The sequence below is a fragment of the Hominimerdicola alba 8 genome (assembly GCF_000178155.2).
In the GTDB taxonomy this organism is placed as follows: Bacteria; Bacillota; Clostridia; order Oscillospirales; family Ruminococcaceae; genus Hominimerdicola; species Hominimerdicola alba_C.
The window spans coordinates 145,916-171,813 of the sequence record NZ_ADKM02000075.1; the positions used below are offsets into that span (position 1 = coordinate 145,916).

19 protein-coding genes are annotated in these 25,898 nt (G+C 44.1%); 9 read left to right on the plus strand and 10 right to left on the minus strand.

Annotated elements, in window-relative coordinates; genetic code table 11:
- The first annotated feature begins 43 nt into the window (after window positions 1-43).
- Together CUS_RS08325 and CUS_RS08330 are read left to right on the plus strand one after the other, a co-directional pair.
- The gene (locus tag CUS_RS08325) at window positions 44-769 is read left to right on the plus strand and encodes a leucine-rich repeat domain-containing protein (protein ID WP_002849416.1); all 726 of its coding nucleotides are present in this window, start codon (window positions 44-46) and stop codon (window positions 767-769) included.
- Between the two features lie 334 nt (window positions 770-1,103).
- Window positions 1,104-2,414 carry an alpha-amylase family glycosyl hydrolase gene (locus tag CUS_RS08330; protein ID WP_002849482.1) on the plus strand — a complete coding sequence of 437 codons (1,311 nt, stop codon included), beginning with the start codon at window positions 1,104-1,106 and terminating at the stop codon, window positions 2,412-2,414.
- Between the two features lie 246 nt (window positions 2,415-2,660).
- Here the strand turns inward: CUS_RS08330 and CUS_RS08335 are convergent, their stop codons facing one another.
- The 8 genes from CUS_RS08335 to CUS_RS08370 all read right to left on the minus strand — a co-directional run bounded on the left by CUS_RS08335 (window position 2,661) and on the right by CUS_RS08370 (window position 10,222).
- Entirely contained in the window at window positions 2,661-4,058 is a 1,398-nt protein-coding gene (locus tag CUS_RS08335; RefSeq protein ID WP_002849331.1) for an oxaloacetate decarboxylase subunit alpha, read from the minus strand.
- 35 nt (window positions 4,059-4,093) lie between these two features.
- Window positions 4,094-4,462 carry a biotin/lipoyl-containing protein gene (locus CUS_RS08340; protein WP_037276945.1) on the minus strand — a complete coding sequence of 123 codons (369 nt, stop codon included), beginning with the start codon at window positions 4,460-4,462 and terminating at the stop codon, window positions 4,094-4,096.
- 33 nt (window positions 4,463-4,495) lie between these two features.
- Window positions 4,496-5,875: a carboxyl transferase domain-containing protein gene (locus CUS_RS08345; protein ID WP_002849296.1), complete on the minus strand. Its 1,380-nt coding sequence runs from the start codon at window positions 5,873-5,875 to the stop codon at window positions 4,496-4,498.
- A gap of 226 nt (window positions 5,876-6,101) precedes the next feature.
- Entirely contained in the window at window positions 6,102-6,947 is an 846-nt protein-coding gene (locus CUS_RS18585) for a zf-HC2 domain-containing protein (RefSeq protein ID WP_002849505.1), read from the minus strand.
- Entirely contained in the window at window positions 6,944-7,438 is a 495-nt protein-coding gene (locus CUS_RS08355) for an RNA polymerase sigma factor (RefSeq protein ID WP_002849255.1), read from the minus strand. Before CUS_RS08355 ends, CUS_RS18585 begins: the two co-directional genes overlap by 4 nt.
- Window positions 7,439-7,785: 347 nt before the next feature.
- Entirely contained in the window at window positions 7,786-9,201 is a 1,416-nt protein-coding gene (locus tag CUS_RS08360; RefSeq protein WP_002849494.1) for an ABC transporter substrate-binding protein, read from the minus strand.
- A gap of 371 nt (window positions 9,202-9,572) precedes the next feature.
- Complete coding sequence (locus CUS_RS08365) at window positions 9,573-10,004, minus strand: hypothetical protein (protein ID WP_002849388.1); 432 nt, start codon at window positions 10,002-10,004, stop codon at window positions 9,573-9,575.
- A 2-nt stretch (window positions 10,005-10,006) separates the two neighbouring features.
- On the minus strand, window positions 10,007-10,222 hold the full coding sequence (locus CUS_RS08370; protein WP_002849335.1) for a helix-turn-helix transcriptional regulator: 216 nt from the start codon (window positions 10,220-10,222) through the stop codon (window positions 10,007-10,009).
- A gap of 204 nt (window positions 10,223-10,426) precedes the next feature.
- Here CUS_RS08370 and rnhA point away from each other — a divergent pair, with 204 nt between their 5' ends.
- From rnhA to CUS_RS08400, 6 genes are all read left to right on the plus strand, one after another.
- The gene (gene rnhA / locus CUS_RS08375) at window positions 10,427-10,900 is read left to right on the plus strand and encodes a ribonuclease HI (RefSeq protein ID WP_002849294.1); all 474 of its coding nucleotides are present in this window, start codon (window positions 10,427-10,429) and stop codon (window positions 10,898-10,900) included.
- Window positions 10,900-12,108: a cysteine desulfurase NifS gene (nifS, locus tag CUS_RS08380; RefSeq protein ID WP_002849327.1), complete on the plus strand. Its 1,209-nt coding sequence runs from the start codon at window positions 10,900-10,902 to the stop codon at window positions 12,106-12,108. The genes rnhA and nifS overlap by 1 nt, the downstream gene beginning before the upstream one ends.
- A 14-nt stretch (window positions 12,109-12,122) precedes the next feature.
- Entirely contained in the window at window positions 12,123-13,193 is a 1,071-nt protein-coding gene (mnmA, locus tag CUS_RS08385) for a tRNA 2-thiouridine(34) synthase MnmA (RefSeq protein ID WP_002849509.1), read from the plus strand.
- Window positions 13,194-13,554: 361 nt separating this feature from the next.
- Window positions 13,555-13,872 (plus strand): hypothetical protein, encoded by a 318-nt coding sequence (locus CUS_RS08390; protein WP_002849520.1) that lies wholly within the window; start codon window positions 13,555-13,557, stop codon window positions 13,870-13,872.
- Window positions 13,817-14,485, plus strand: coding sequence for a hypothetical protein (locus CUS_RS08395; protein ID WP_157769510.1), 669 nt, complete (start codon window positions 13,817-13,819; stop codon window positions 14,483-14,485). The genes CUS_RS08390 and CUS_RS08395 overlap by 56 nt, the downstream gene beginning before the upstream one ends.
- 154 nt (window positions 14,486-14,639) lie before the next feature.
- Window positions 14,640-17,387, plus strand: coding sequence for an RICIN domain-containing protein (locus CUS_RS08400; protein WP_002849330.1), 2,748 nt, complete (start codon window positions 14,640-14,642; stop codon window positions 17,385-17,387).
- Between the two features lie 87 nt (window positions 17,388-17,474).
- Here CUS_RS08400 and CUS_RS08405 read toward each other — a convergent pair whose 3' ends face one another.
- Together CUS_RS08405 and CUS_RS08410 are read right to left on the minus strand one after the other, a co-directional pair.
- Window positions 17,475-19,691, minus strand: coding sequence for a helix-turn-helix domain-containing protein (locus CUS_RS08405; protein ID WP_002849240.1), 2,217 nt, complete (start codon window positions 19,689-19,691; stop codon window positions 17,475-17,477).
- Window positions 19,692-19,938: 247 nt separating this feature from the next.
- Window positions 19,939-22,704, minus strand: coding sequence for a glycosyl hydrolase (locus tag CUS_RS08410; RefSeq protein WP_002849453.1), 2,766 nt, complete (start codon window positions 22,702-22,704; stop codon window positions 19,939-19,941).
- A 385-nt stretch (window positions 22,705-23,089) separates the two neighbouring features.
- Between CUS_RS08410 and CUS_RS08415 the strand changes: the two genes are divergently transcribed.
- The gene (locus CUS_RS08415) at window positions 23,090-25,333 is read left to right on the plus strand and encodes a substrate-binding domain-containing protein (protein WP_002849442.1); all 2,244 of its coding nucleotides are present in this window, start codon (window positions 23,090-23,092) and stop codon (window positions 25,331-25,333) included.
- Window positions 25,334-25,898 lie beyond the last annotated feature (565 nt).

A 25,898-nucleotide genomic window follows, 5' to 3' on the forward strand; every position in this document is an offset into this window, starting at 1 on the left:
TTAAGCGGCAAAGACATCTAAACGATCACGGAGGTAGTAATAAATGGCATTTGAGATAGAAAACGGTGTACTTACAAGCTATATTGAAGAAGATGGCGTTTCTGAAATAGTTGTACCCGACGGCGTAACCGAAATAGGTGAAGCTGCTTTCGGCGGATGCAGCACACTGAGATATATCACACTTCCAGAAGGGGTGCAGATAATAGGTGACTACGCTTTCGGCTGCTGCCGCCACCTGCGAAAGGTCAATATACCTTCTTCGGTCAAAATGATAGGTGCAACTGCTTTTTTCAGCTGTAAAAAACTGCATCCGATGCCGATACCTGAAAGTGTGTCTATTGTTGGCGAACATGCCTTTACTGATACATCCATCATGGCAGGTAAAAAAAGATATGCTATCTATGCCTATCAGCTGCTCGTAAAGAACGAAATGTTCTTTGAACGTGCGGTCATGGAGTTTGAGAACAGCGGTGATGCTGAGTATAAAGCTGAGGATATGGCACACCATGTTATGCAGTCGGGCATGATAGGTGACAAGGTAAATGAGATAGCGCTTGACGGTCAGAGGGCAGAAGAGGTAGTCGATGATGTTTTTGACTACAATGCCGCATCGCTGTATGCTTCTAATGAGGCTTATAAGATCTGGGTAATAGATGAAAATGCAGCAGCAGATATCTCCAGCGAAAAACTCAAAAGAATGTTTGATGAAGATATGGACGGTTTTGTTAAAAAGTACTGCCGCAATTTCGTTATTGATTCGCGCAAATAGTTTTTGATATACAAGTTGAAATGCACAAACACGATCTATGCAATTTCGGCATAATGCTGAAATTGCATTTTCTTTTTTGGTGCTCTATCGTAAATGATACGCCCTCGCGACTGTAAACGCTGTGGGGGCGATTTAATTTTTATGTACAAGCATTAAAACATTTGACAATTGGCGATTTTTCCCACATAATAATGCGCATCTACGCGATGATTGTATAAAACCAACAATTATGTTGATAATAATGTATCGAAATTGAGTATAGAATTATCAATAAAAATGTGCTATAATATATTTTGTCAAGTAAAACAAACTAATATGTAAGGAGAGTTTTGTTATGTGGGCTTATGAAAGCGTTTTTTATCAGATCTACCCTCTGGGATTTTGCGGTGCACCGTTTGAGAACGATGGTGTGCAGGAAAGCCGTATCCTGAAAGTCATTGACTGGATACCGCACATCAGCAAGCTGGGTGCCAATGCTATCTATTTTTCGCCTGTGTTCGATTCAGATACTCACGGTTACAACACCCGTGACTATCGCAAGATAGACTGCCGTCTAGGAACCAATGATGACTTCAAAAAGGTCGTTGAGGAACTTCACAAGGCGGGTATCAAAGTTGTGCTGGATGGCGTGTTCAACCATGTTGGCAGAGGCTTCTGGGCATTTCAGGATGTTCTGCAAAATCGCGAAAATTCGCAGTATAAGGATTGGTTCCATATAGACTTCGGCGGCAACAGCAACTACAACGACGGTCTGTGGTACGAGGGCTGGGAGGGTCATTTCGACCTTGTAAAGCTGAATTTGCGCAATCCTGCGGTGGTTGACCATATCCTTGAATGCGTAACTCAGTGGGTGCGTGAATTCGATATCGACGGTCTTCGTCTTGATGTGGCTTATTGTCTGGATTTTGACTTTCTGAAGCGTCTTCGCCAGCACGCAAACTGGGTCAAGGAAGACTTCGTGCTGATAGGCGAACTTCTTCACGGCGATTACGCTCGCTGGGTCAATGACGAGATGCTGCACAGCTGCACTAACTATGAGTGTTACAAGGGACTGTATTCCAGTTTCAACAGTATGAACATGTTTGAGATATGCCATTCGCTGAAAAACCAGTTCGGAAGTGAGGGCTGGTGCAGATATCGCGGCAAGCATCTGCTTTCGTTTGTTGATAACCACGATGTTTCAAGAGTTGCAAGCATACTGACAAATGATAAGCACCTTCCTCTGATATACGGACTTCTTTTTGGTATGCCCGGTATTCCATGTGTTTATTATGGTTCTGAGTGGGGCACTAAGGCAGACAAGAAGGACGGCGACCCTGCACTGAGAGTTTCATTTGAGAAGCCTGAATGGAATGAACTTACTGACCTTATCGCGAAGCTGGCGCATATCCGCACACAGTACAAGTGCTTAAGTTATGGCAGCATCAACGTTCCTGTGTTAACAAACAGGCAGTGCATAATCGAACGTGAGTTTGAAGGCGAGCGCATTCTTGTTGCCATAAACGCCGATGACCAGCCTTACACTGCTCATTTTGATGCGCGCTGCGGTCAGGCGGAAGAACTGCTCACGGGTACTGTTCACGATTTCGGCGGCGGCAGTGAGCTTAAGCCGTACTCCGTTGAAGTCTGGAAAATGGAGAGATAATTTTTAAATTTTAACGCCGCTTCTGAAATACGGAAGCGGCGTTAAATTATTTTTATGACTATCACTTTAGCACACCGGCTGAAAATGCGGTAAACAAAAGGATAATTGATCGCTGTTTTTTTGTGGTGTGTCAGCGGGATAACCATAATTATTTTTGATATAAAACATATAACAAAAAAACGGATCATATCCGCAATGTAAAAAATGCTGTAAGAGCGTGAAGCCCTTACAGCATTTATCTTTTTATTAAACAGGATGTACCTTGTTAGCGGCATCTGAATGTGCGCCGTCAACACCATACTTCTTGTCGCGTCTGTCCTTGAAGAACTTAGGTGCTACCTTCGGGAACATTGCATAAGTCAGAACATCTTCTTCCTGCTCTGTCCACTCAGCGCATTCCTTCTTCATGGTCTCGAACTCAGGCTGGAGCAGATCTGCGGGACGGCAGTCGATAGGCTCTTCGTTGCCAAGTATCTTCTTGCGGAACTCGGGGTCGATAGCAACAGGAGTCTTGCCGTACTCGCCCTTTACCAGACCCTTGAACTCTTTGGTGACAGTTTTGTATCTCTCGCCCATGATAACGTTGAACACAGCCTGTGTACCAACGATCTGCGAGGTAGGTGTTACCAGAGGAGGGAAGCCTGAATCCTTACGTACCTTAGGAACTTCCTTAAGAACATCTTCAAGCTGATCTGCCTTGCCTGCCTGTTTCAGCTGGCTGAGCAGGTTGGAGAGCATTCCGCCAGGTACCTGATACAGCAGAGCATTTGTGTTTGTAGCAAGCATAGAAGGATCCAGCAGACCGTTGTCGATATACTTCTTTCTCAGACCCATGAAGTAATCTCTTACTTCGTTTAGTTTAACAAGGTCAAGACCTGTGTCATATTCGGTGCCCTGGAATGTTGCAACTATCGATTCGGTAGGTGCGTGGGAAGTACCCAGTGCAAGAGGCGACATAGCAGTATCAACAGCATCAACGCCAGCCTCTACAGCCTTGAGTATGCACATAGATGCCAGACCTGAAGTGTAGTGTGTGTGCAGCTGTACAGGGATAGTAACAACAGACTTGATATCTCTTACCAGAGTTTCAGCCTCATAAGGTGTCAGCAGCGCAGCCATGTCCTTAATGCAGATGGAATCTGCGCCTGCTTCCTGTATGCGCTTAGCATAATCCATGTAGTACTGGTGAGTGAACACTTCTCCCAGAGTATAAGAGATAGCTACCTGTGCATGACCCTTTTCCTTGTTGGCAGCCTTGATAGCTGTCTGGAGGTTTCTGATGTCGTTGAGCGCATCGAATATTCTGATTATGTCGATACCGTTCGCGATCGACTTCTGTACAAAGTACTCTACCAGATCATCTGCATAGTGACGGTAGCCCAGCATGTTCTGTCCTCTGAACAGCATCTGCAGCTTGGTGTTAGGCATTTCTTTTCTGAGTATCCTCAGTCTTTCCCACGGATCTTCGTTGAGAAAACGAATGCAGGAGTCAAAAGTCGCGCCGCCCCAGCACTCAGCAGAATAGAAACCGATCTTGTCCATTGTGGAGAGGATAGGTCTCATATCGTCCATAGACATTCTTGTTGCCAGCAAAGACTGGTGAGCGTCACGCAGGACTGTTTCAGTTATTTTCAGCTTAGCCATTTTTTATCGTTCCTTTCACTAAAATATAAACGGCATTAGCCGATAACAGCGAGAACTGCACCTGTATCTACCTGTGAACCCTTGGTAGCGGAAATGCTCAGTACCTTACCTGCAACAGGTGCGTTGATGTCGTTCTCCATCTTCATAGCTTCAAGAACTACGATAGCCTGACCTGCGGAAACTGTATCGCCTACAGCTACCTTGATATCCAGAACAGTGCCGGGCATTGGTGCAGTTACATTTGTGCCCTCAACAGCGGCAGCAGGAGCAGCAGCGGGAGCAGGTGCAGCAGCAGGAGCTGCAGCGGGTGCAGGAGCAGCTACGGGAGCAGCAGCGTCAGCGCCGACTTCCTCAACAGCTACATCGTAAGCCTTGCCATTTACAGTGATATTATATCTTTTCATGATCATATACCGTCCTTTACAATTATTTACATATTAAAGCTGAATGTTGCTGTGCTTCTTGGGCAGTCTTGAAACTCTCTTGCCCGACATCATAGCCAGCGCATCAGTAACAGCAGTTCTCAGCTGTGCAGCATCGACTATACCGTCCACCAGACCGTTTACAGCGGCATTTGCAGCACTTGCCTGAGTCTTGGCGAATTCGTCAGCCAGCGCTTTTCTTGCAGCTGCCAGATCGGATGCGCCTGCCAGCTTGTCGTGCTCCATGAACTCAACAGCAGTAACAGGGTCAAGGGCTGATATAACAGCCTCAGGCAGAGCATATGCAACATCGGCATTTGCGCCCTTGCCTGCAAGAGCTATGTAAGCCGCACCATAAGCCTTACCTGTAACAACAGATATTTTTGCAGTTGTAGCCTCAGCATAAGCGTGAGCCAGCTTGCTCATGCTCTTTACAGCGCCCGCAGCTTCTGTTTCATCACTGCCTGCAAAGCCCTCCGTGTCAACGAAAGTAACAACAGGTATAGCAAAAGCATCACAGGTGCGTACAAATCTTGCCAGCTTAGCACAGTCATCAGCAGTCAGCTTATCTTTGGTCTTGTTGGTAGCAGCTACGCCGACTGTTTCGCCGTTGACAGTAGCCAGCGCAGTATAAGCTGCTCCGCCGAAAGCATTGCCCAGTTCAATAACGCTGTCTGCATCGAATACAGACTTGGTGATGCTCTCTATATCAGTGCCCGCAGCAGCCACAGGCTCTTCATACTCATAAACAGGAACAGGGGAGAGGTTGTTTGCAGGCAGTTTGAGCAGTATCGCTCTTGCCTTTTCTACCGCAGCCTTGTCATCATCGCATACAACGCTTACAGTACCGTTAGCCGCAGCATTCTCAGCAGAGCCGTTGCTCTTGGCATTAGGTGCAGCATACAGGCTGGCGTCCTTAGCCATTACAACGATATCAGCTGCCTCAGCAAGCAGAGCAGCAGTACCGGAGCAAACTCCTGCAACAACAGCTATCTGTGGTACAACGCCCGAAAGATTAGCAGTACACAGCATGAGTTCGCCGTAAGCTCTCAGTGCGGCAGCGCTGTCATTGACATCAGCGCCGTAGGAATCATAGATACCGATCACAGGAGTACCTGTCTTGGCAGCCAGATCATAGACCTTTGCGATCTTCTTTGCGCCTGCCTCAGTCATAGCACCGCTCTTCACGGAAACGTCCTGGGAAAAAGCATAAACAGGCTCACCATCGGCATAGCCGTAGGCAGTTATAACGCCTGCCGTTTCATTACCGTTGCCGACAAAAGCGTCAAGCTCAGTAAATTTCCCTTCATCAAACAGATATGTCAGTCTTGTTCTCGCTGCACTGTCGGCAATAAGTGCCTTGAGTTCAGCAAGAGACTTTTTGGTTTCAGACATACAGTTTCCTCCATTCAATTTATTTTGCCAGATAAATAACCAATTTTGCATTAAGTTTTTATCATAATTACACATATACCATTATACCATTTTTCATCCAACATTTCAAGACCGATTTGGACAAATTTGTTCTTTTTACTTTTTGTACATATTTAATTCAAATAATTTACGTATTCTGACCTTAAAAAAGCCCAAAGAACAGGTTTATTCTTCGGGCTTATCTCATTTATTCTATATTTTTGTAGAAATCCTCATATTTTCCGTCATAAACGACATCTCCGTCAGCGTTCCATGCTATGACTTCGTCGTTCTCTTTTTCAAAAACATACTTGGCGCCGCCGGGAACTGTTTGCCGATCATCATAAAGCGTGAAACCGTTTACTCCGTACCCGTACTCAAACTCGTGATAACCCTTGACATAATCGGGTATCTCCACCTCACCGTCGGGCTTTGTCCATTTGTTTTCACCCGATACGGTTATCGATGAAACCTCTCCGTCGGTCTGTACAGCCCAGATGTCTTCATAGGTATCCTTTTTATCCTTTGTTCGTTGGAGCGCTATCACAGGCACTTTTACACTGAGTTCAAGTTTGCCGTCTTTGTATTCGGAGTGCATTTTGGTTGGACCGGATAGGCTTCGGATATCGGCAGAATAACGTATAAATACGCCTTTTCCTGTTTTGTCGTTGTCTTCAATGTCTGAGAAATCATAGCTGTATGCTTCTTCAATATTGAATTTATCAGGCGATATCTCGACCAGCGGCACTTCGGTCAGCAGATACCATACGCCTGTAGCCAGTGCCACAGCTCCCAATGCGATAGCAGCTGTTATGACAGCCCTTTTGTGCTTCTGTCTGCCTACCATCTTTTTGAACCTTTCACCTGTTGACTGCTTTGCTGCTGCAATTGGAAGGTCGTCACACAACGAGTCATATTCTTTTCTGCAATCCTCGCAGCCTGTAAGGTGTGCCTTGACCGCTGCCTTTGTTCCTTCGCTGACCGCATCGTCATGATAAAGCGGCAAAAGATCGCGTACTATCTCGCAATCAAGTTCATTTGTTGTTCCTCTCATAATTTTCCGTCCTTTCTGAGTTGTTCGGTTATTTGTTTCTTGGCACGATGAAATGTTACTCTTGCCCAGCTCTCTGTCTTGCCGAAAAGCGAGGAAATGTCCTTAAAAGACAGTTGTCCGAAAACCCTCAGCGAGAATACTTCCTTATAAGGGTCATCGAGAGTGTGCAGAATACGATGTATCTCCATAGCGCAGTAGCTGTCATCGAGCCTTTGTTCAAGTGGTGTACTGTCATCAGGGATATCCTGTTCAAGTTCCTGCACCTTTGAGTTTTTTCGGCAGATATCCAGCCATCTGTTTTTAGCTATCGCACAGAGCCATGTGTAAAGGCTGCTGTTTCCCGAATATTTTTCTTTCGAGCTGATCGCTTTCAAAAAGGTGTCTTGTGCTATATCCCTTGCAGTATCCTCGTTTCGGCATAGCGACAGAGCATATCTGTAAAGGGCTTCATATTCAGCTGTCAACACTTCATCGCTCATATCCTGTGCCATTTATTATCTCCTTTCTTTTGTTTTCATCTGTTAGACGTTTCGGACGGCAAAACGTTACAAGTTTTTCAAAAAAATTTTTTCGCAGCAAAAAAATCGCTTTTTTGGGGATCTATGTTTTGCGGCGAAGCAATAGGATCTTCATAAACACCAAAGGACACCTCCGTGATACAGCGGAGGTGTCCGAGCGTGATATTATTTTTTTATATGACTATCCCTTTAGCACACCAGCTGAAAATGCTGTAAACAAAAGGATAATTGAGCACCATACGCCAACCGCCTTAAGTTCTGTAAAAACGCCGTTTTGGTGGTGTGTCAGCGGGATAACCACGTTTTTTTATAGTATATACTTACTTTGTGTATGCTGCCACAGCATCGTTGATGGTCTTAAGTTCTGAGTCTACCGTTGCGGAATACATTTCTCTCAGTTCAGTCCAGCTGTACTGCTTACCGTTGTCATCTTCCTTGTTGGTATACTCATAGAGTTTTCTTGTTACACAGCTTCCGTCAGCACTTGCGCCGTCATCTGACAGCATAGAAGAGATGCCGTAGCCGTAGTCGAACATGAACTTGTTCTCGGTACTGGATGCTTCCATGAAAGTGTCGTACATTTCCTCTGTCCAGCAAGGATTAGCATTCAGGAACTTCTGTTTACCGTTCTCTTTGTACTCCTCGTCTGTGTTGGCCATACGGCAGCACTCAAACCATGTTTTAACTGCATCATTTGCAGTAGAACCTCTTACCCACATGTAAGCCAGCATGTCAGCTGTCATTACCTTTTCATCGTTCTGTGGGTCTGACGGAACAGGGACCACGCCCCAGTCATCGCCTTCGGAAGGACCGTTGTTGCCTGTCATAGCCCATGTGCCCATGCAGTAGAACAGCACGTTGCCGTCCTTAAGAGCCTGCTTTGCGTTGCCGAGCCAGTTTCCGTTTACATAGCCCTTTTTGCCGATATCATAGAGCATGTTCTCTGCTCTCTCTATGTCGGGGTCGTTGAGGTTTGAAACGAATTTTCCATCCTCATAGTTGACCATAGTCTTACCGGTTTGCTGGATTATCTGTGTCTGGAACCAGCCGTTTATACCGTATCTGGGATTTTCCTCTGTAGAACCCTCACAGAACTCTTCCATCATGCTCACCCATGTATCCCAGTTCCAGTTGCCTTCGAGATATTCTTCATATGGGTCAGCCAGACCGTTCGACTGTATAACAGCATTGTCGTACATCATCATTGTGCCGACAGTGGTGCTTATCGGCGCAACATAGTGCTTGCCGTTCATGACGAACTGGTCAGCCGAAACCTTTGTATCTGCCCAAAGCGGTGCATCAAAATCTACCAGATCGTCGATCGGCTGGTACATATCTTTGAGTACCTGTGCAGGGAAAGCCATCCACTCATACTTGAATATATCGGGAACATCCTGCTGCGACATTATTGCACTTGCCAGCTTGTCGAACTTCTCACTGTCAGATACCTGACTCCATTTAACAGAACCGCCCTTGTTGTTGAACAATGTCATCTCTACCGACTTGTCCTCACCGCGTTTTTCATTTGGGTTAAGGTCATATGTACCCATCCAGATTATCTCTTTCTGAGCGTCATCAGCGATGTTTTCTATCTCCTCAGTGTCCTCAACTTCTACTTTCTCAACAGTGGTAACAGGAGCTTCGCTGTCACCGTCACCTGTGCTGCTGCATGAACAAATGCTTACAGCTGATAACATAGCAACTGTCAGTGCTAACATTTTCTTTAATTTATTCATATAGTACCAGTCCTTTCATAGCATATCCATCATGTTTTACCGTATAATCGGGAACGCTTGCACACATTTCCCTAAGTTAATTATATTATACTATGAAAACGATGTCAATTAACAATTCAAACAAACCGAAAAAATATCATTTGTTAGTAATCAACAAAAACGGCACTAATGAATTGTTAAATTGCTAAAAATTCTACAAAGATTAATTTCCTCGTATATCTTCAATCTGAAAATTTGCACGTCAGTCTTTATCACAACTTCCATCATCTTCCTTTTCAGCTTGAAAACATTTCGTGACAACTGCCGGCAGTATCGCAAATGAAATAAAGGTAAAAGCCGCGCTGAAAAATTCATTGAACATAGTTCTCACCTTACATTCTCTTATTGAAATAAATGTTCACGATGATATTCACTACAGCACTCAACAGCAGGGCAGCCACAAGTGTCAGACATATCTTAACATCAAAGAAGCCTGCTGCCACCGCAGCTAGTGCAGTCAGTATAACCGTTATCAAAGAGCTTTTTTGCGATGTTTCTTTTGCTATGGCGAGGTTGCGTTCATCGTTCTCATTAATGTACATTTCTTTCAGCCTGTCATCGTTGTGCAGGGCTGTGAAGTTTTTGGCAAGTGTATATACAGCTACAATTTCAAATCCGCAGAAAAGCCCTATCGAGATACCCTGGCCAAATTCGCTCGCACCTTTTGTGAAGAAAAGAAGCGCCATGTAAAGCAAAATGGCATTCCCGCATATCAGCGAATCTATCACTACACGTTTATGAACTTTTTTTCTGAATTCTTCCATAGTTATTCTCCTTTCAGATCTTCGTCGCCTTCAAAAATAAATAGTTCTTCGATCGTCATGCCGAAAAATTGTGCCGCCTTATGTGCCAGAACCAGTGAAGCATTGTACCTGCCGTTTTCCAGCGAGATTATCGTCTGTCTGGTGACACACAGCGCATTAGCAAGTTCCTGCTGGGTGACTTTTCTTGCCTTTCTCAGTTCTTGTATCCTGTTTTTCAAATCAGTATGACCTCCCTTAGGAGTAAAGTTAACTTTACATAGAAAGTATAGCACACTTTACACCAAATGTCAAGCGTATTTTACATTTTTCTCGAAATTATTTACTGCAAAGTGTTCATTCAAAGTACTTGCAATATCCGTGAATATGGTGTATAATATTTTTCGTGGGTAACTACTATACAAATATGAAAACGGAGAACAAATATGAAAAAGATAGAGATCTTTACAGACGGCGCATGTTCGGGAAACCCGGGACCGGGCGGTTACGGTACGATACTTCGCTTTAACGATATTACCAAAGAACTTTACGGCGGCGACCCCAAGACCACCAACAACCGCATGGAGATGATGGCTGTTATCAAAGGATTGCAGGCACTTAAAGAATCTTGTGAGATCACTCTGTACAGTGATTCGCAGTATGTTATAAATGCCATAACAAAGGGCTGGGCTGAGGGCTGGAAAAAGCGCGGCTGGGTAAAATCTGACAAAAAGCCAGCACTGAACAGCGACCTCTGGGAGATCATTCTTCAGCTGTTAGCAGTGCATAAAGTCAGCTTTGTGTGGGTGAAAGGTCATGCGGGTCACCCCGAAAATGAGCGCTGCGATCATCTGGCGGTCACAGGCTCGCAGGAAGCTAAAAAGCTGGGCAAATGCTTTGACAAGGTAGTGGGTGAGTAATGGAAAAGCGTTTTGTATATGCGGATAATGCCGCGACAACTAATGTTTCAGAAACAGCTTTTAATGCCATGCTGCCTTTTTTAAAAGAGCAGTACGGCAATCCGTCCAGCATCTATTCGCTGGGAATGGATGCTGCAAAAGCTGTTCTCAATGCCCGCCGTCAGGTGGCTGAGGTACTGGGCGCGGCAAGACCGTCGGAGATATTTTTCACATCAGGTGGTTCTGAGGCTGATAACATGGCGGTCATTGGCGGCGCTGAACTGGGTGCAAAAAGCGGCAATCGGCACATCATCACCTCGAATATTGAGCATCACGCTGTGCTGCACAGCTGTGAATATCTTGAAGGTAAGGGCTTTGAGGTGACATATCTGCCTGCCGATGAAAACGGTCTTATATCGGCTGAACAGGTCAGCAATGCCATACGTGAAGACACAGCACTTGTGACGATAATGGCTGTGAACAACGAAATAGGCAGTATCCAGCCAATATCTGAGATAGGGAGCATTTGCCGCGAAAGGGGAGTGCTGTTCCACACAGATGCTGTTCAGGCGGTGGGACACATGGAGATCGACCTGCAAAAATCGTGCATTGATATGCTGTCGCTTTCGGGGCATAAATTCCATTCGCCAAAAGGTGTAGGCGCTTTGTATGTGCGCAGCTGGATAGACCTGCCTTCGCTGATACACGGCGGTGCGCAGGAACGCGGCAAACGTGCAGGTACAGAGAATGTGGCAGGCATAGTCGCTATGGGCGCTGCGATAACAGAGGCTGCTGCTGATATATCAGCCCGCAGTGAACGTCTTGCAAAAATGCGTGACAGGCTCACAGACGGCATACTTGCGTCCATACCACACTCCCGTCTGAACGGTGGAATAAAGTGCCGCGCGGCAGGTAATGTTAATGTTTCTTTTCGCGGCATAGAGGGTGAAAGCCTTCTGCTGGCGCTGGATATTGCGGGCATAGCTGCATCTTCGGGTTCGGCATGTACCAGCGGTTCTATCGACCCGTCACATGTTCTGACTGCGATAGGTCTGCCCGAAGAATTGGCAAAAGGTTCACTAAGGCTCACACTTGGCGATAATAACACAGATGATGATATTGACTATATTCTCAAAGTTCTGCCCGATACAGTGAAAAAGCTGCGGCGTATGTCGCCCATGTGGCAGCGTATCTGCCGTGAAGAAGGAATAGATGACTATACTATATAAATAAGGGATATTTTATGACAAAAAAGAGAGTTCTTGCTGCCATGAGCGGCGGCGTTGACAGTTCGGCAGCGGTCAAGCTGCTGCTTGATAAGGGTTATGAAGTTGCGGGTGCAACTATGCACCTATATAATAATGAAGATATAGGCATCAGGGAAAAAAACTGCTGTTCGCTGAATGATGTTGAGGACGCAAGGCTTGTCGCTTTGAAGCTGGGCATTGATTTTCATGTTTTCAACTTCTCCGATGAATTTAAAATGCGCGTCATGGACGACTTTGTGAACACTTATCTGAGCGGAGGCACACCCAATCCCTGCATCGAGTGCAACAAGCATCTGAAATTCGGCAGATTTCTTGAACGCGCTGAACTTCTGGGTTTTGATTATATCGCCACAGGGCATTATGTGACTTCTCATTATGATGAAGCGAGCGGGCGATGGCTGTTAAAGCGTTCGGCTGACCGCGCAAAAGACCAGAGTTATGTGCTTTACGGAATGACTCAGCATCAGTTGGCGCACACGATATTCCCTGTGGGTGATATGAATAAAACCGATATACGCGCCCTTGCTGAGGAAAATGGTCTGATAAATGCACATAAACGCGATTCGCAGGATATATGTTTTATCCCCGACGGTGATTATGCGAAGTTTATAACCGAAGCCGCAGGTGAACAGCCAGCGGGCGACATAGTTCTTTCAGATGGCACAGTGCTTGGTAAGCACAGGGGACTTATACACTATACGGTAGGTCAGCGGCGCGGTGTGGGCGTATCATACAGCGAACCGCTTTTTGTCACGTCTAAAGATATGGCACAGAACAAGCTGATAATGGGTACTGCTGAACAACTCTGCTCAAAAACGCTGACGGCGGGCGAGGTGAATTTCATCACCGTTGATAAATTGACTTCACCGCTGAAATGTACCGCCCAGACCCGCTACCACCAGCAGGATGTTCCCTGTACAGTCTTCCAGATCGATGAAAACACCGTCAAAGTCGAATTTGATAAACCCCACAAGGCTATATCAAAGGGGCAGGCAGTTGTATTCTATGACGGCGAATACGTTGTCGGCGGCGGCAAGATATTGTAAAAAACGGACAGCCCGCACTGTTTCTATTGATCTTTATGCTGATGAGCCTTTCAATGCAGATAATTTTATAAAGAACGGCAGATGTTGTCGTTTTATTGCTAAAAGCTGTCCCATTAATGTGAACAGTCTTGAAACAGCTATGCACAGTATCAGGGACTGAACTTTTGCTGAACTCATTAAGGACAGTCGTAAGATCGGTGAGGTCATTGAAAATGACAAGTTCGGAAGCAACACAAACATCTCTCTTCGGAGGGATCATTGGTGGAATGAATCGTGGGATATATACTCTCAAGCTGTTCCGAAATTTATACTTGAATTTGACATCTATGAAGAAACGAATGAGCGTTCATATGAGGGGAATTTGAATAAAGATGATTATGATGAAATTACTGCATTGTTCAGAGGAATTACAGACGGCAATGGTACTGATGAACTATGTCAAGTTCTGATGATCCCCAGTGATTTTGGCAGTATATGTGAGGGTTCTTGTGTTGAGGTTGCTGAGCCTCTTGTAACTGAACTGATCGAGGACATAGAATCCATTCTAAAAAAACACAATATCCCTTTCCCCGACAGAGTATCATTAAGTCATTCTGGATATGAAAGGGGAAAGTCCGTAGGACGTGAAGAAAAAGAACCGGGTTACTATAATATCGGCAGTATGGGCGCATTCAGGTAAAATTGGTCCTATTAATAAAATCAGAACATATCAGGATATGGTCGAATATCTGAGTGATAATCATGTTGAGCCAATAGATTATGAAGTAGACAAAGACGAATTGCTTGATAAACAGATCAGGATATTTAACGGTGAAACTATCATGACCCATTCTGATGTTAATATCTTCGTGGTTGAGGTAAAAAACGATTTGAGATTCTATACTGATATGTTCAGTCAAAGCGTCAATGTAAAAAAAGTAATAAAAGGTGATCAGTCACTTCTAAACAAAGACATAGATATTTTAAGTTTTTTATTGATCAAAGAGGATGAAGAAGGTGCTGTGTTTGCAGGCTCATTTCACAGAAATCTTATGATACCCGGAAAAAAATATGCAGTCTTTTGTGAAAAATCGGAAATTTCGGATTATTATCCCATACCCAAATACAGGACATTTATGACAACATTCAGCTGCCTTGATCTTGAAACAGATAATATAGGAACTGTTGACAGCATGAAGGAGCATTATACTGACTATACTGAAAATGAATTTTTTATTATGGATAAACAAACGGCTGAAATCTATAACGATATAAAACATAATATTCTTGAAGAATTCAAGATCGAGTCTTGACTTATAAGATCGCTGAACCAAAATTGATGAAATGTGCAGAATATGTAATAAATATAGCAGAATAATCTATTGTTAAAATTATTAAATTGAAGTACAATTATAATCATAGCAGAGAGAATTCTGATTTTACTGACCATACTAAGGAGGAATATCCATGAAGTTCAAACGTATCATCGCTTCGGTACTTGCATCGGTCATGGTAAGCACGACTGCACTTTCTATGACTGCAAGTGCAGGAAACTACACAAGGGTATCTGTTCATGACCCGTCGATCGTCAAGCTGGAAGACGGCAGTTATTTCATCATTGGTTCACATCTCGGCGCCGCCCGCTCGTCCGATCTTATGAACTGGACATCGGCTGCAAATTCATATCTTGGTTCTACGAGGACTACTTTTTTCAATAATATCTATACCGATCTTGCAATACCTGAAAAATGGTCGAACACCAGTGCGAACTATGACCTTTCAGGCAATCTGTGGGCGCCTGATATAATCTATAATCCGTTGATGAAAAAGTACTGTATGTACCTTTCGGTAAACGGCGTAGACTGGCATTCATCTATTGTTCTGTGCACCGCAGATAATGTTGAGGGTCCCTATTCATACAGCGGAACTATAGTGTATTCGGGCTTTGAAACAAAACCTGCCAATTCAGCCAACAGCTACAAGAATACAGATGTGCAGAAAGTTCTGGGCAGCAGCCCCGACCTCAGCCGTTACCTTAACAGCAGCGGCAGGTGGAACGCTGAATACGGCACAAACGCCATCGACCCGTGCACCTTCTATGACGAAGACGGCAAGCTGTGGATGGTATACGGTTCGTGGTTTGGCGGAATATATATGCTGGAACTGGACGAAAAGACAGGTCTGCGTGATTATAACGTAAAATATGAAACGAAGTCAAATGGGGGAGCAGTACTTTCCGACGCATATATGGGTGTCCACGTAGCAGGCGGTCACTGGGTATCGGGTGAGGGTCCGTACATTGAGTATATGAAAGACCCCGCAACAGGAAAAGGCTATTACTATCTTTTCTTATCCTATGGTTATTTCAATAACAAGGGCGGATACAATATGCGTATCTTCCGCAGTGATAATCCGCAGGGTCCCTACGTTGACCAGAACGGCAATTCGGCGGTATTTGCGCAGGGCGGTGACAACATTGCGGGCAATATCGGTGAGCGCCTGATGAGCAATTACCAGTGGAGCTGCAATTCACAGCCGAATACTGCTCAGGGTCACAACTCCGTTCTTATGGATGATGACGGTAAGCTGTTCTGTATCTATCACAACAAATTTGATGACAACTATGGCGGACATGAAGTCCGTGTACATCAGATGATAATGAACGAAGACGGCTGGCCGACAGCAACATCGTATGAGTACTCAGGCGAAACTTTATCAGCCAATGGTCATACAGAGGAAGCTATAGTCGGTGATTATGAACTTATCTGGCATAACCCGAACCAGAAGTTTGTGAACGAACAGTCAGCCGATGTGGAAAAGCCGATCAATATCACTTTGAATGCAGACGGTACTGTCACGGGTGATATAAGTGCAACGTGGAAGATAACCCAGAGCGGTACACCGTATATGAGTTTCACATGGGGCGGTGTGACCTATAAGGGCGCATTTATCGTACAGAATGACGAATCGGCGCAGGAAGTCAAGAAAATGACATTTACTGCCACCGGCATAAACATCTGCATCTGGGGCAGTAAAAAGACAGCTTACGTTCCGTCAGAAGATATCGTGAACAAAACACCGATATCTAACGGTACATATACCATCAAAAATCTGAACAGCGGTCTTTATCTCAATGCCGATACCGCTAAAAACAGCGGCAGTGCTGAACAGAATAACACTGAACAGATTTGGAATGTTACAGCAGACAGCGAAGGCTGGTACACTCTGCGTACAGCTGACGGCAAGGCGCTGACCGTAGCAAACAGCAGTTCCGAAAACGGTGCTGATATACTTATTGCTGATTACAACGGCAGCAATTCGCAGAAATTCCGCATTCTCGATGACGGAAACGGCAATATGGCAGTGCTTTCGGCTGTATCTGACTGCAAGGCAGGTCTTGATGTTTACAACATCAGCCTGGACGCAGGTGCAAATATCTGTCAGTGGGAATACTGGGGCGGCAATGGTCAGAAGTTTATATTCGAGCCTGACAAGACCCCTGTAGCAAACGGCACATACACTATCAAAAATCTGAACAGCGGTCTTTATCTCAATGCCGATACCGCTAAAAACAGCGGCAGTGCTGAACAGAATAACACTGAACAGATTTGGAATGTTACAGCAGACAGCGAAGGCTGGTACACTCTGCGTACAGCTGACGGCAAGGCGCTGACCGTAGCAAACAGCAGTTCCGAAAACGGTGCTGATATACTTATCGCTGATTTCAACGGCAGCAATTCGCAGAAATTCCGCATTCTCGATGACGGAAACGGCAATATGGCAGTGCTTTCGGCTGTATCTGACTGCAAGGCAGGTCTTGATGTTTACAACATCAGCCCGGACGCAGGTGCAAATATCTGCCAGTGGGAATACTGGGGCGGCAATGGTCAGAAGTTTATCTTTGACACCGCTGAAAACATTATTTCAGAGCCCGCTTATCCTCAGGTATATCTGGTTGAATATAACGAAAACTATCACCAGATAAGGTTTAACTGGAAGCCTGTCAGCGGTGCGCAGAATTACGGTATTGCCGTATATCTGGCAGGAAAGTGGAGGATACAGACCCAGAGCATCGCGGGTTCAGCCACAAGCTATACCACCCCGAAGAACCTCACAGCAGGCAAGACCTACAAGGTCGCTATCGCCGCAAAGGTAAACGGCGTATGGGGCGCTGCGGAAGCTATCAAGCACGCGGTAACAGTTACTGTAAGATAACAACAGAATTAAAAAGGGAACTGATGTAAATTACGCATCAGTTCCCTTAATTTATTTTCAGCCATACATCAAGCGGCGGCATACTTATTATTTTGAATTGGTTTTTCTGTATCCCATTGCAGTCATTCCCACTCTGTCACGAAACTGCCGCATAAAGTGGCTTGGTTCATGATAACCGCATTGTTCAGCGATCTCATTAACAGAAAACCCTGATGACAGTAACAATTGTTTGGCTTTTTCGATGCGCGCAAGGATCACATCTTCTTTTGCACTTATTCCGAATTCTTTCTTGTAAATGCGATGTAAATATGTCGGGCTGATATGGAGTTCCCTTGACATATCTTCCACTGAAAGATCGGCTTCCGGATGAAGCCATATTCGTATCTTTAGCCATAAAAGATCCGATCTCAAAGTATCTTGATTTCCCGAACACAACCGTTGTCTTGCTGCTTCAGCCAATTCTGCGGCTTTCTGCTGCTTTTGTTCAGCTGTTCCGTCAAGCAAAGCGCTGATCGACAGCACACACGGAAATCTGCTGTGATGATCTAATGGTTGAAGTCGTTCAGCTTCACGCATGCAGCGGAGCATTCGCTGAAATGCCCACGATACTGCGGATATCCCGCTCTTTTTGAACACAACAGCAAACAGATGGTTTCCTAAAGCGGCAATATCTTCATCGGGGTCAGACGAAAGCCTGAGTGTAGTTGAAAAAAAGTGATAATCATTCTGCGCAATCAGCATATCGTTATCTTCATATATCCCAAACAGCCAGAAGATACATTCGCTCTCATTCCTTGAAGAAAGCAATTCAAAAAAGCCTCGCTGGTTGTAAAATCCTGTGGTAGGATCGATGGTTGAAAAGGCGATATTCTTTCTTTGCTTGTATTCCTGATAGAGTTTCTGCTGTATCAGACGAAAACCGCTTGCAGCTGTGTTGTTCCAGTTCATAAACTGCGCATCGTAATTGATACTGTCAACATCACTATAGTAAAATGCCGTATAACCCAATATCTGCTCTCCGTTATTGAGTGCAGATATGGTAACAAGGACAGGAGAATGCTCCTGCTCAAGCATCGGGAGAAGATGTGTTATTGGAAAACTTTGAGATCCAATATTCGGTGCATATCTGTTATTATCTATGACAAGCTGCATCGTATCAGAAAATCCTTCTCTCCTGTAAATTTCGGGTCTATCAAAATCAAATCTCCAATCACTGCATAGACATATGGCTATCCTGTACCAGCCCTGCAATGATTCTGCGCTGTCATGTATCCTTTGTATCAGACTGTCAAATGTATCTGCTCTGCTGACATGATCGTAGATATCATTGTTCAGATACCGTCCGCTTGTCAGATGTTTGTCTATGATATTGAGCAGTTCCCGCTCTATCCAGTTTCTTTTCGTGACTGTTCTGCTTGAATATTTCATATCCGGCTTACAGCCGCAGCTTGTACCGAAACAGATCTTGCAGGCAATATCATCTTCATAAGAAACCTTTCCTGTCATATAATGATACAATTCTGTCACAGCGCGCTGACCTTCATCATATTTGCAGCATGACGCTGTAGTGATCGAAGGTGTATGCAGAACAGCATACCACTCGCCATCATAACCCGTGATCTTTACATCTTCAGGCACGCTGACGCCTGAAGACATAAGTCCCTCACTCAGATATATAGCCATCAGATCGCTGGCACACACGATCGCATCAGGCATATTTTCTTTGCGGGCAGCGATCTCTTTACCGATCTGCTCTGCGGGCTGTTTCCAGAATTCTCCGAAGTAAAGATCTTTTTCCTCACAAAAGTCAAGCCCTGCATCTGACAATGCTTCCAGAAATCCGGCATAGCGTTCTTCTGAATTGAATTCTCCCTTAAATCCGCTTACAAATGCAAAATGCCTGCAATTATGCTGCACTATCAAATGTTCTGTAAGCCGTCGTATTACCGAGCGCTGGTCGGAAGGTATCGTGTGAAAACCGTCCTTGTTTCTTCCAAGAACAACACAAGGCACAGAGATCTGACTAAGCATCGAGAAGATCGTTTGCTCTGTATAAGCGTTGTAAAAACTCTCAGCTATAAATATGATCCCGTCAAATCTTGCCGAACGGATCAGGGTATATACATTATCCATTTTATCTGAAACGACTTTGTTATTTGTTGAGAGCCGCACATCTCTGATACCTGTCAGACATATCGTGTCATAGCCGAGCGAACTCGCCTTTGTATGAATGCCGTTTAGCAGTTCGTAATCAAGAGGATCAAAGATCTCTGAGATCATAACAGCAATACGTCCTATCGCCATTTGAATATTCCCCCCTTCATCGTGATCTTTCTGAATACTGGGATCTTATAAACATTATAGCGCAATTTATCGGATCTGGCAATACATTTTACAGCCGATGTAATGATCTTAAACTCTGAAATAGTTTTTTGCCTGCGCTGAACTATGTTTACAGGTGTGTCATCAAAATAGTCATATTTGCACAAAACGACAGTTTACCAAAGGAAAACTGTCGTTTTGTATATTTTGTTTTGGCTTAGAAATCATGTCATTTGACTGTAACTGTAACAGCGTTCTTGATAGCGTTGGCAACATCCCATGTGCCATTTACTTTAGCAGCTACAGCGACTTTATAGGTCTTGCCGGGAGTCAGGTTCTTAGGTGTTGTGTAGGAAAGAGCAGAAGAAGAGATAGTCTGTGTCTGTATTCTCCACTTGCCTGCAAGATACACAGCAATACCGTAGTTCTGAGCGTTCTCCACTGCATCCCATGTAAATCTGATCTGATGATACTGAGAACTGTAGCTTACACGGATAGACTCGGGATAGGTCTTGGCAGAAGGCTGAGAATTTTTGTATACATTGGCATACATGGTTTCTGCCCAGAGTTTTCTCATTGCTTCATAGCCATCAGAACTTGGGTGTACACCGTCACCACTGAGATACTGAGTGTTTTCTCTGAAAAATGTATCAAAATCAGGACCGTGAACCAGCTTATCGCCATATTCTCTGTAGAGTTTATCGATCATTGCATTATAGTAGCCTGTGTTTGCACCGACATCCTGATTTGTTGCATACGGTATCTTTGGCAGTACAGGAGTTTTTCCTGCTGCAATAACAGCATCGATCATGTACTTTACATTTTCATAATACCTCTGCGCATTGTTGGGATTGCCCCACGCATCATTCGTACCATAAGCTATGCTGACAAATTTTGCAGGATTGTCACTGAGCCAGCCATCTATCGCATTTCTGCCGTCAGAACTTAAAGTACCGCCGATACCGCCATTCTGCTGAACGGGATAATATTTTGAGTCGATACGGTTCATAAACTCAGCAAAACTCGTGCCATAACAGTTGACCATACTTCCCGCTGTGATAGAGTCGCCAAAGAATATCCAGCTGTCAGATACTCCGTCAGAAGCATCGTGCACATCAAAATTCAGTTTTACACTTCCGCCGTCCGAACTTGTTACATTCAGTCTGATCCAGTTGTAGCCTTGCATATCGATATAATGCTGGCGTGAACTGTAATGGTTGTTCTTGACCTCTGCGGCAGTCACCCAACCATCGTTGGGATAAGACCCGCCCGGTGCCTTATTAAGTTCGATCGTATAGTTTACAGGTTCGTTGCTTTTATTGACATATTGTCCGATGTTATCATAAGTGCCGATATTGTACCACGCCGCGAGCACCTGTTTTCTCTGGGACTGGGGAACAGAAGAAAGATCATAAGCAAGATAAGCAGGTGCATTTCCAGACCATTCGGTATAATAGTAGTTGTCGTTTCCGTCAGAGGCTCTGCCTGAACTTGAATATGACGGAACATTGCGGCTGATGATGCTGTTAGGGTGTCCTGAGGAGTACACAACAGGTGTATCAGGCAGCTGCGGCTGATCATTGGTGTTATTAGCCGACGTATAATGGTATACATCGGGCAGTTCATCAAGCGTCAGCACATAATCGCTGTTATATACATGTTTAACATACTCAGCAGTATTGATATTATTACTGTCGATAAACGATGTGTGCCATGTCATAAACCACAGCCAGTCAGAATCTTCGGCTGAGAGCTTATCGGGATCGGGGATAGGACCGTTCTCGTGCAGGCAGACAGGTTTATTGGCGACCTGTGCTGTTTTGTGATACATAGCAACAAGCGGATCGGTGTTATCCACGTAAGTATCAGCCCCGATAATATCAACATAAGCATCACCGGGATACCAGCCGCTGTTGACATCGCCGCAATAACCGAGATTCCAGATCAGATTGTCAAGCCCCCATACATTAGTATAGCGGTCGTACATAAGTTTCCAGAGTTTTTTGAAGTTTTCGGCTCCGCCTTTGCCCCACCAGAACCACTTACCGTCAAATTCGTGGAAAGGACGCCAGATAACAGGTATACCTGCTTCTTTCAATTCCAGAAGTGCTTTAGCACCCTTGTCCATACCTGCGACGAGTTTATTGTACTCATTTGTTCCCGGAGTAAGTGCCTTGTTCCAATCAAGGTCATCTGCTAATGCCTCTGAGTGACTTCCGCTGAAATCACTTCCGCAATGCCAGCATATCGTAACGATGCCGCCTTTTTCATACCATGCTTTTGCGCGGCGGTTACAGCCTGAAAAATCATCGCCCATATAATCAAGTCCGCGAAGTGCAGGATACCTTCCGCTTGCCCTCTTGATGATGTCCATTTCATAGTTCTCACTGCCCATCCATGTGGACTCCTGCTGACCCGAAATAATATGATCTCCGTAGGTATCACACAAGAAACTGTAAAGTGACTTTGCCTGCGCGGAAGCATTGGGATTTGAGAGTGATGTACTGATATTTCCGTTAGAAGTGCCGCTCTCCTCTATTGTCAGATTGTCAAGATATGTCCAGCCCCATGACCCCTGAATGGTGATCTGATTTTCTCCCTTTTTCAGGTAAGCAGATGTGCTGACTTCTGCAAAAGAGTTCTTTTCTGTGTAATCACACAATATCTGTCCGATATTCGTGCCGTTAACGAGAAGATTCTGGTATTTGCCGCCTTTATCGTATGGCTGACTGTAACGCAGTGTCGTCTTGTACATGCCTGCGCTCGCAGCATTGACTGAGATGGTAACTGAGTCGCCTGAGTCTTTCAGGTCGATCGCTTTTCCGCTGCTTGCGCCTGTCATCGTTACGACTTTGGTCGCATTCTCGCCTGCATCATAGATAGTTCCATTTTCCAATTCATAGACTTTTCCTGCCGCTGCTGCCTTGATCGGGAACTGCGAAAGTGTACCTGCTGCCATTGCAGCGATCAGCGCAGCTGAAATAATACGTTTCATACAAATGACCTCCTTGTATATACATTTGGAACCTTTACCATGTTCATTATATAACATTATTATCAAAAATGAAATGATTTTTCGCACCAAATAATATGCGTTTTGCACCATGCGTAAATTTTAGTTATCAATTTTGACAAAACATCAGCTTGATTTTTGTGTATTCTTACTCTTGCAGTTATGACTATACTTGCATTTCTATATGCTATAGCAATCCGCCTTAAAATTCAGACAAAATCCAGTCACAAAATCCATAGATCCTAGCTTTTGCGACTGGATTTTGTGAATTTAAATAGTTGGATCGCTATAAGACTTTTTTATGTACATAAATATTGACATCGTTAAATTAAATATGTATAATCATAATAAGAGGGAGGTGGTCGCTGTGAAAGCTGTAGGACGAATAGGTCTGATCGTTCCGCACCTGATAAATAATCTTGATGTCGAATTGGTAGAGGTCATTCATAAAACAGTCGCACGTTATGGCTATGATACTATTCTGCTGTCAGGCATCATCAACTTCATGAATGATATGGTCGATGAGGATTACAACAGGGGACTGATAAACATTTATGATCTGATCGTTTCATCAGACTTTGACGGTTTTATTTTTTCAGCAGATCTGTTTTGCAGTGAAAGACTGCGAAGCCGTATTTTTGATATGCTGCGAAAGAACGGAAAGCCGTGTGTGGTCATAGGCTATCAGCAGAGTGAATTTCCTGTGATATCCATGCCTGAAAGTGAACTTCTGTACATGTCTGCCGAACATCTTATACAGAAACATGGCTGCCGCACGCTCTATTGTATCGGCGGTCATAAAGGCGATGAAAAATCGGAGCAGCGTATCTCAGGCTTCCGTAATGCAATGGATAAGGCAGGTCTGCCATATGACGAAAGTTGTATCTTCTATGGTGAATACTGGAGTGATATCCCCCATGAAATAGGTATTCAGCTTGCAGAAGGGAAGCTGCCGATGCCTGACGGAGTTGTTTGTGCTAGTGATATCATGGCGGTTGAACTTTGCAGGACACTGAGATCACATGGTATCCGTGTACCTGATGATATCAAGATCACAGGCTGTGACGGCGATCTCATATCTTTGACGGAGTATGTATCTATCACGACTGTTGCAGGTCAGGCAAGATACTGCGGAAGACATTCAGCCGAACTTTTGCTAAAGCTCATGGGCAATGAAGTCATGGAAACACCAAAAAATTATTTTTCACTTGTGATCGGGGAAAGCTGTGGCTGTACGGATAAGAGCAGTATCGACCAAAGCAAAGCGCTCTCTAAGATACGCGATTATGCAGGCACATATTATCGGATAAAGCAAAGCTATCGCTTGGGCAGCTGTGCAGACATTCTCAGTAAAGTTTCGGAATGCAGTACCCCTGATGATGTAATGCGTACAGCAGGAAATTGTATTTTTATGATCCCGGGATTCACCAGAGCGGAAATATGTTTGTGTGAAGATTGGCAAAGAAATTTTCAAAATCCCGCTCTTTACAGGCGAGGCGGGTTGTCGTCAAATATGCTTCTTGGACTTGAAATAAGAGATAACTGTTATAATATCCCTTTTCAGTTTTTTTCTACATCAGAACTGCTGCCTTTTTTCAGTCAGCCGCACAGCCCTCAGCTGACAGTTGCGACCTCGCTGCACTACAAGGGGCAGATATTTGGATATATATGCTTAAGTTATAAAAATGCAGCTGAGATAATTCTCGACGATTATCTGATGAATTGGTGCGACTCGGTAAGCAGCGGCTTGAATATAGTACAGAATAAAATGTACAAAACATATGTCGATCAGCAGATAGATGCTATTTCGGAATACGCCCCCATACTCGGCATATACAACAAACGCGGTCTGATAGGGCGGCTCACACAGATCATAATAGATGACAGTGAAACAGTCCATACTCTTACGATAATTTCGTACATAAAAAATGAAAAGAAAAAATATCCTGTTCCGCCTATTCAGGCTATCGTCAATGCCCTCAGGATCGCTTCGTCCGAAGAAATGCTGCTGGCAAGTATCGAGGATGATCTGATCGCCATTGTAAGCAGTGATACAAAACCAAATGCTATTGATCGTGACTGGGCAGGAGATATTGCAGACAAAACTGATGATATATATAAAGGTTCGGTAGTGATCGAACCCGAAAACATAGTCTTTGTGACTGAAAAGATCTCACCCGCTGATATATTCAGTATATCGGGGATAATGGATACAGCTGTTAAGAATATCAAAGGAAAAATGCTTACTATGCAGGCAGGCGTTTTCAGTTACAGAGATACATTCACTACTTTGCGTGAGAGCATATTTGGTTCGCCGCAAAATGAATGGAACGTAGGATCGATCACAAGAAGTCTTGGTATCAGCAAAAGCCATTTTCAGCGGATCTATAAGGAATTATTCGGAATAAGCTGCAAAGAAGACATCATTGCAGCGAGAATGGAAAGCGCTGAATCCTATCTGATACATACCGAGTTATCTGTTTCAGAAATCGCGGAACGCTGCGGATACCCCAACACCAGCCACTTTATACGCCAATTTAAAAAGAAAAACGGAGTATCACCAAATGAGTATCGCAAGACAAAAAAGATGATCGGTAATAATATGCAATAAGAGATGCAAAAAGAAACTCCGAATTTTTAGAATGGGAAAGTATAAACGAAATTGCACTAAATCAAAATTTAGTGCAATTTACTGTGGGGGCTTTTGGTGGTGGTCGCTGGTATCTATCTTTCGACCATCCTTCCTATTCTCTTTCAGGGCAATAGGCAATAATCACATTCAGGGCAAAAATGATAGCCACAAACAGAATATCCAACTTTGCCCCAAACTGTCGAGGCATCTTTAATATTTTCATATCGAAGTTACAGTCGGATTTTTCATTTAGATGATCCTTTACGCATTCTGTATTAAACTAATAATCTCTGATACTGGAAAAATCAAATACTAATTCATCCTTAAACTGGCGAAAATTCTTTACAGAAAAGAAAGTAATCATATAAAATCCTCCTAACTAAATGACTCCCTATATAACAATTGTATTATATCACATACACTAGGAAAAATCAATCTTATCCGAAAAAAATTACGGATAATTATGTACGACTATGTGTTCTACGCTTATGGTACTATACTGCTGTAATCAAAAAAACGTCCCTCCGAAGAGAGACGTTTTTTT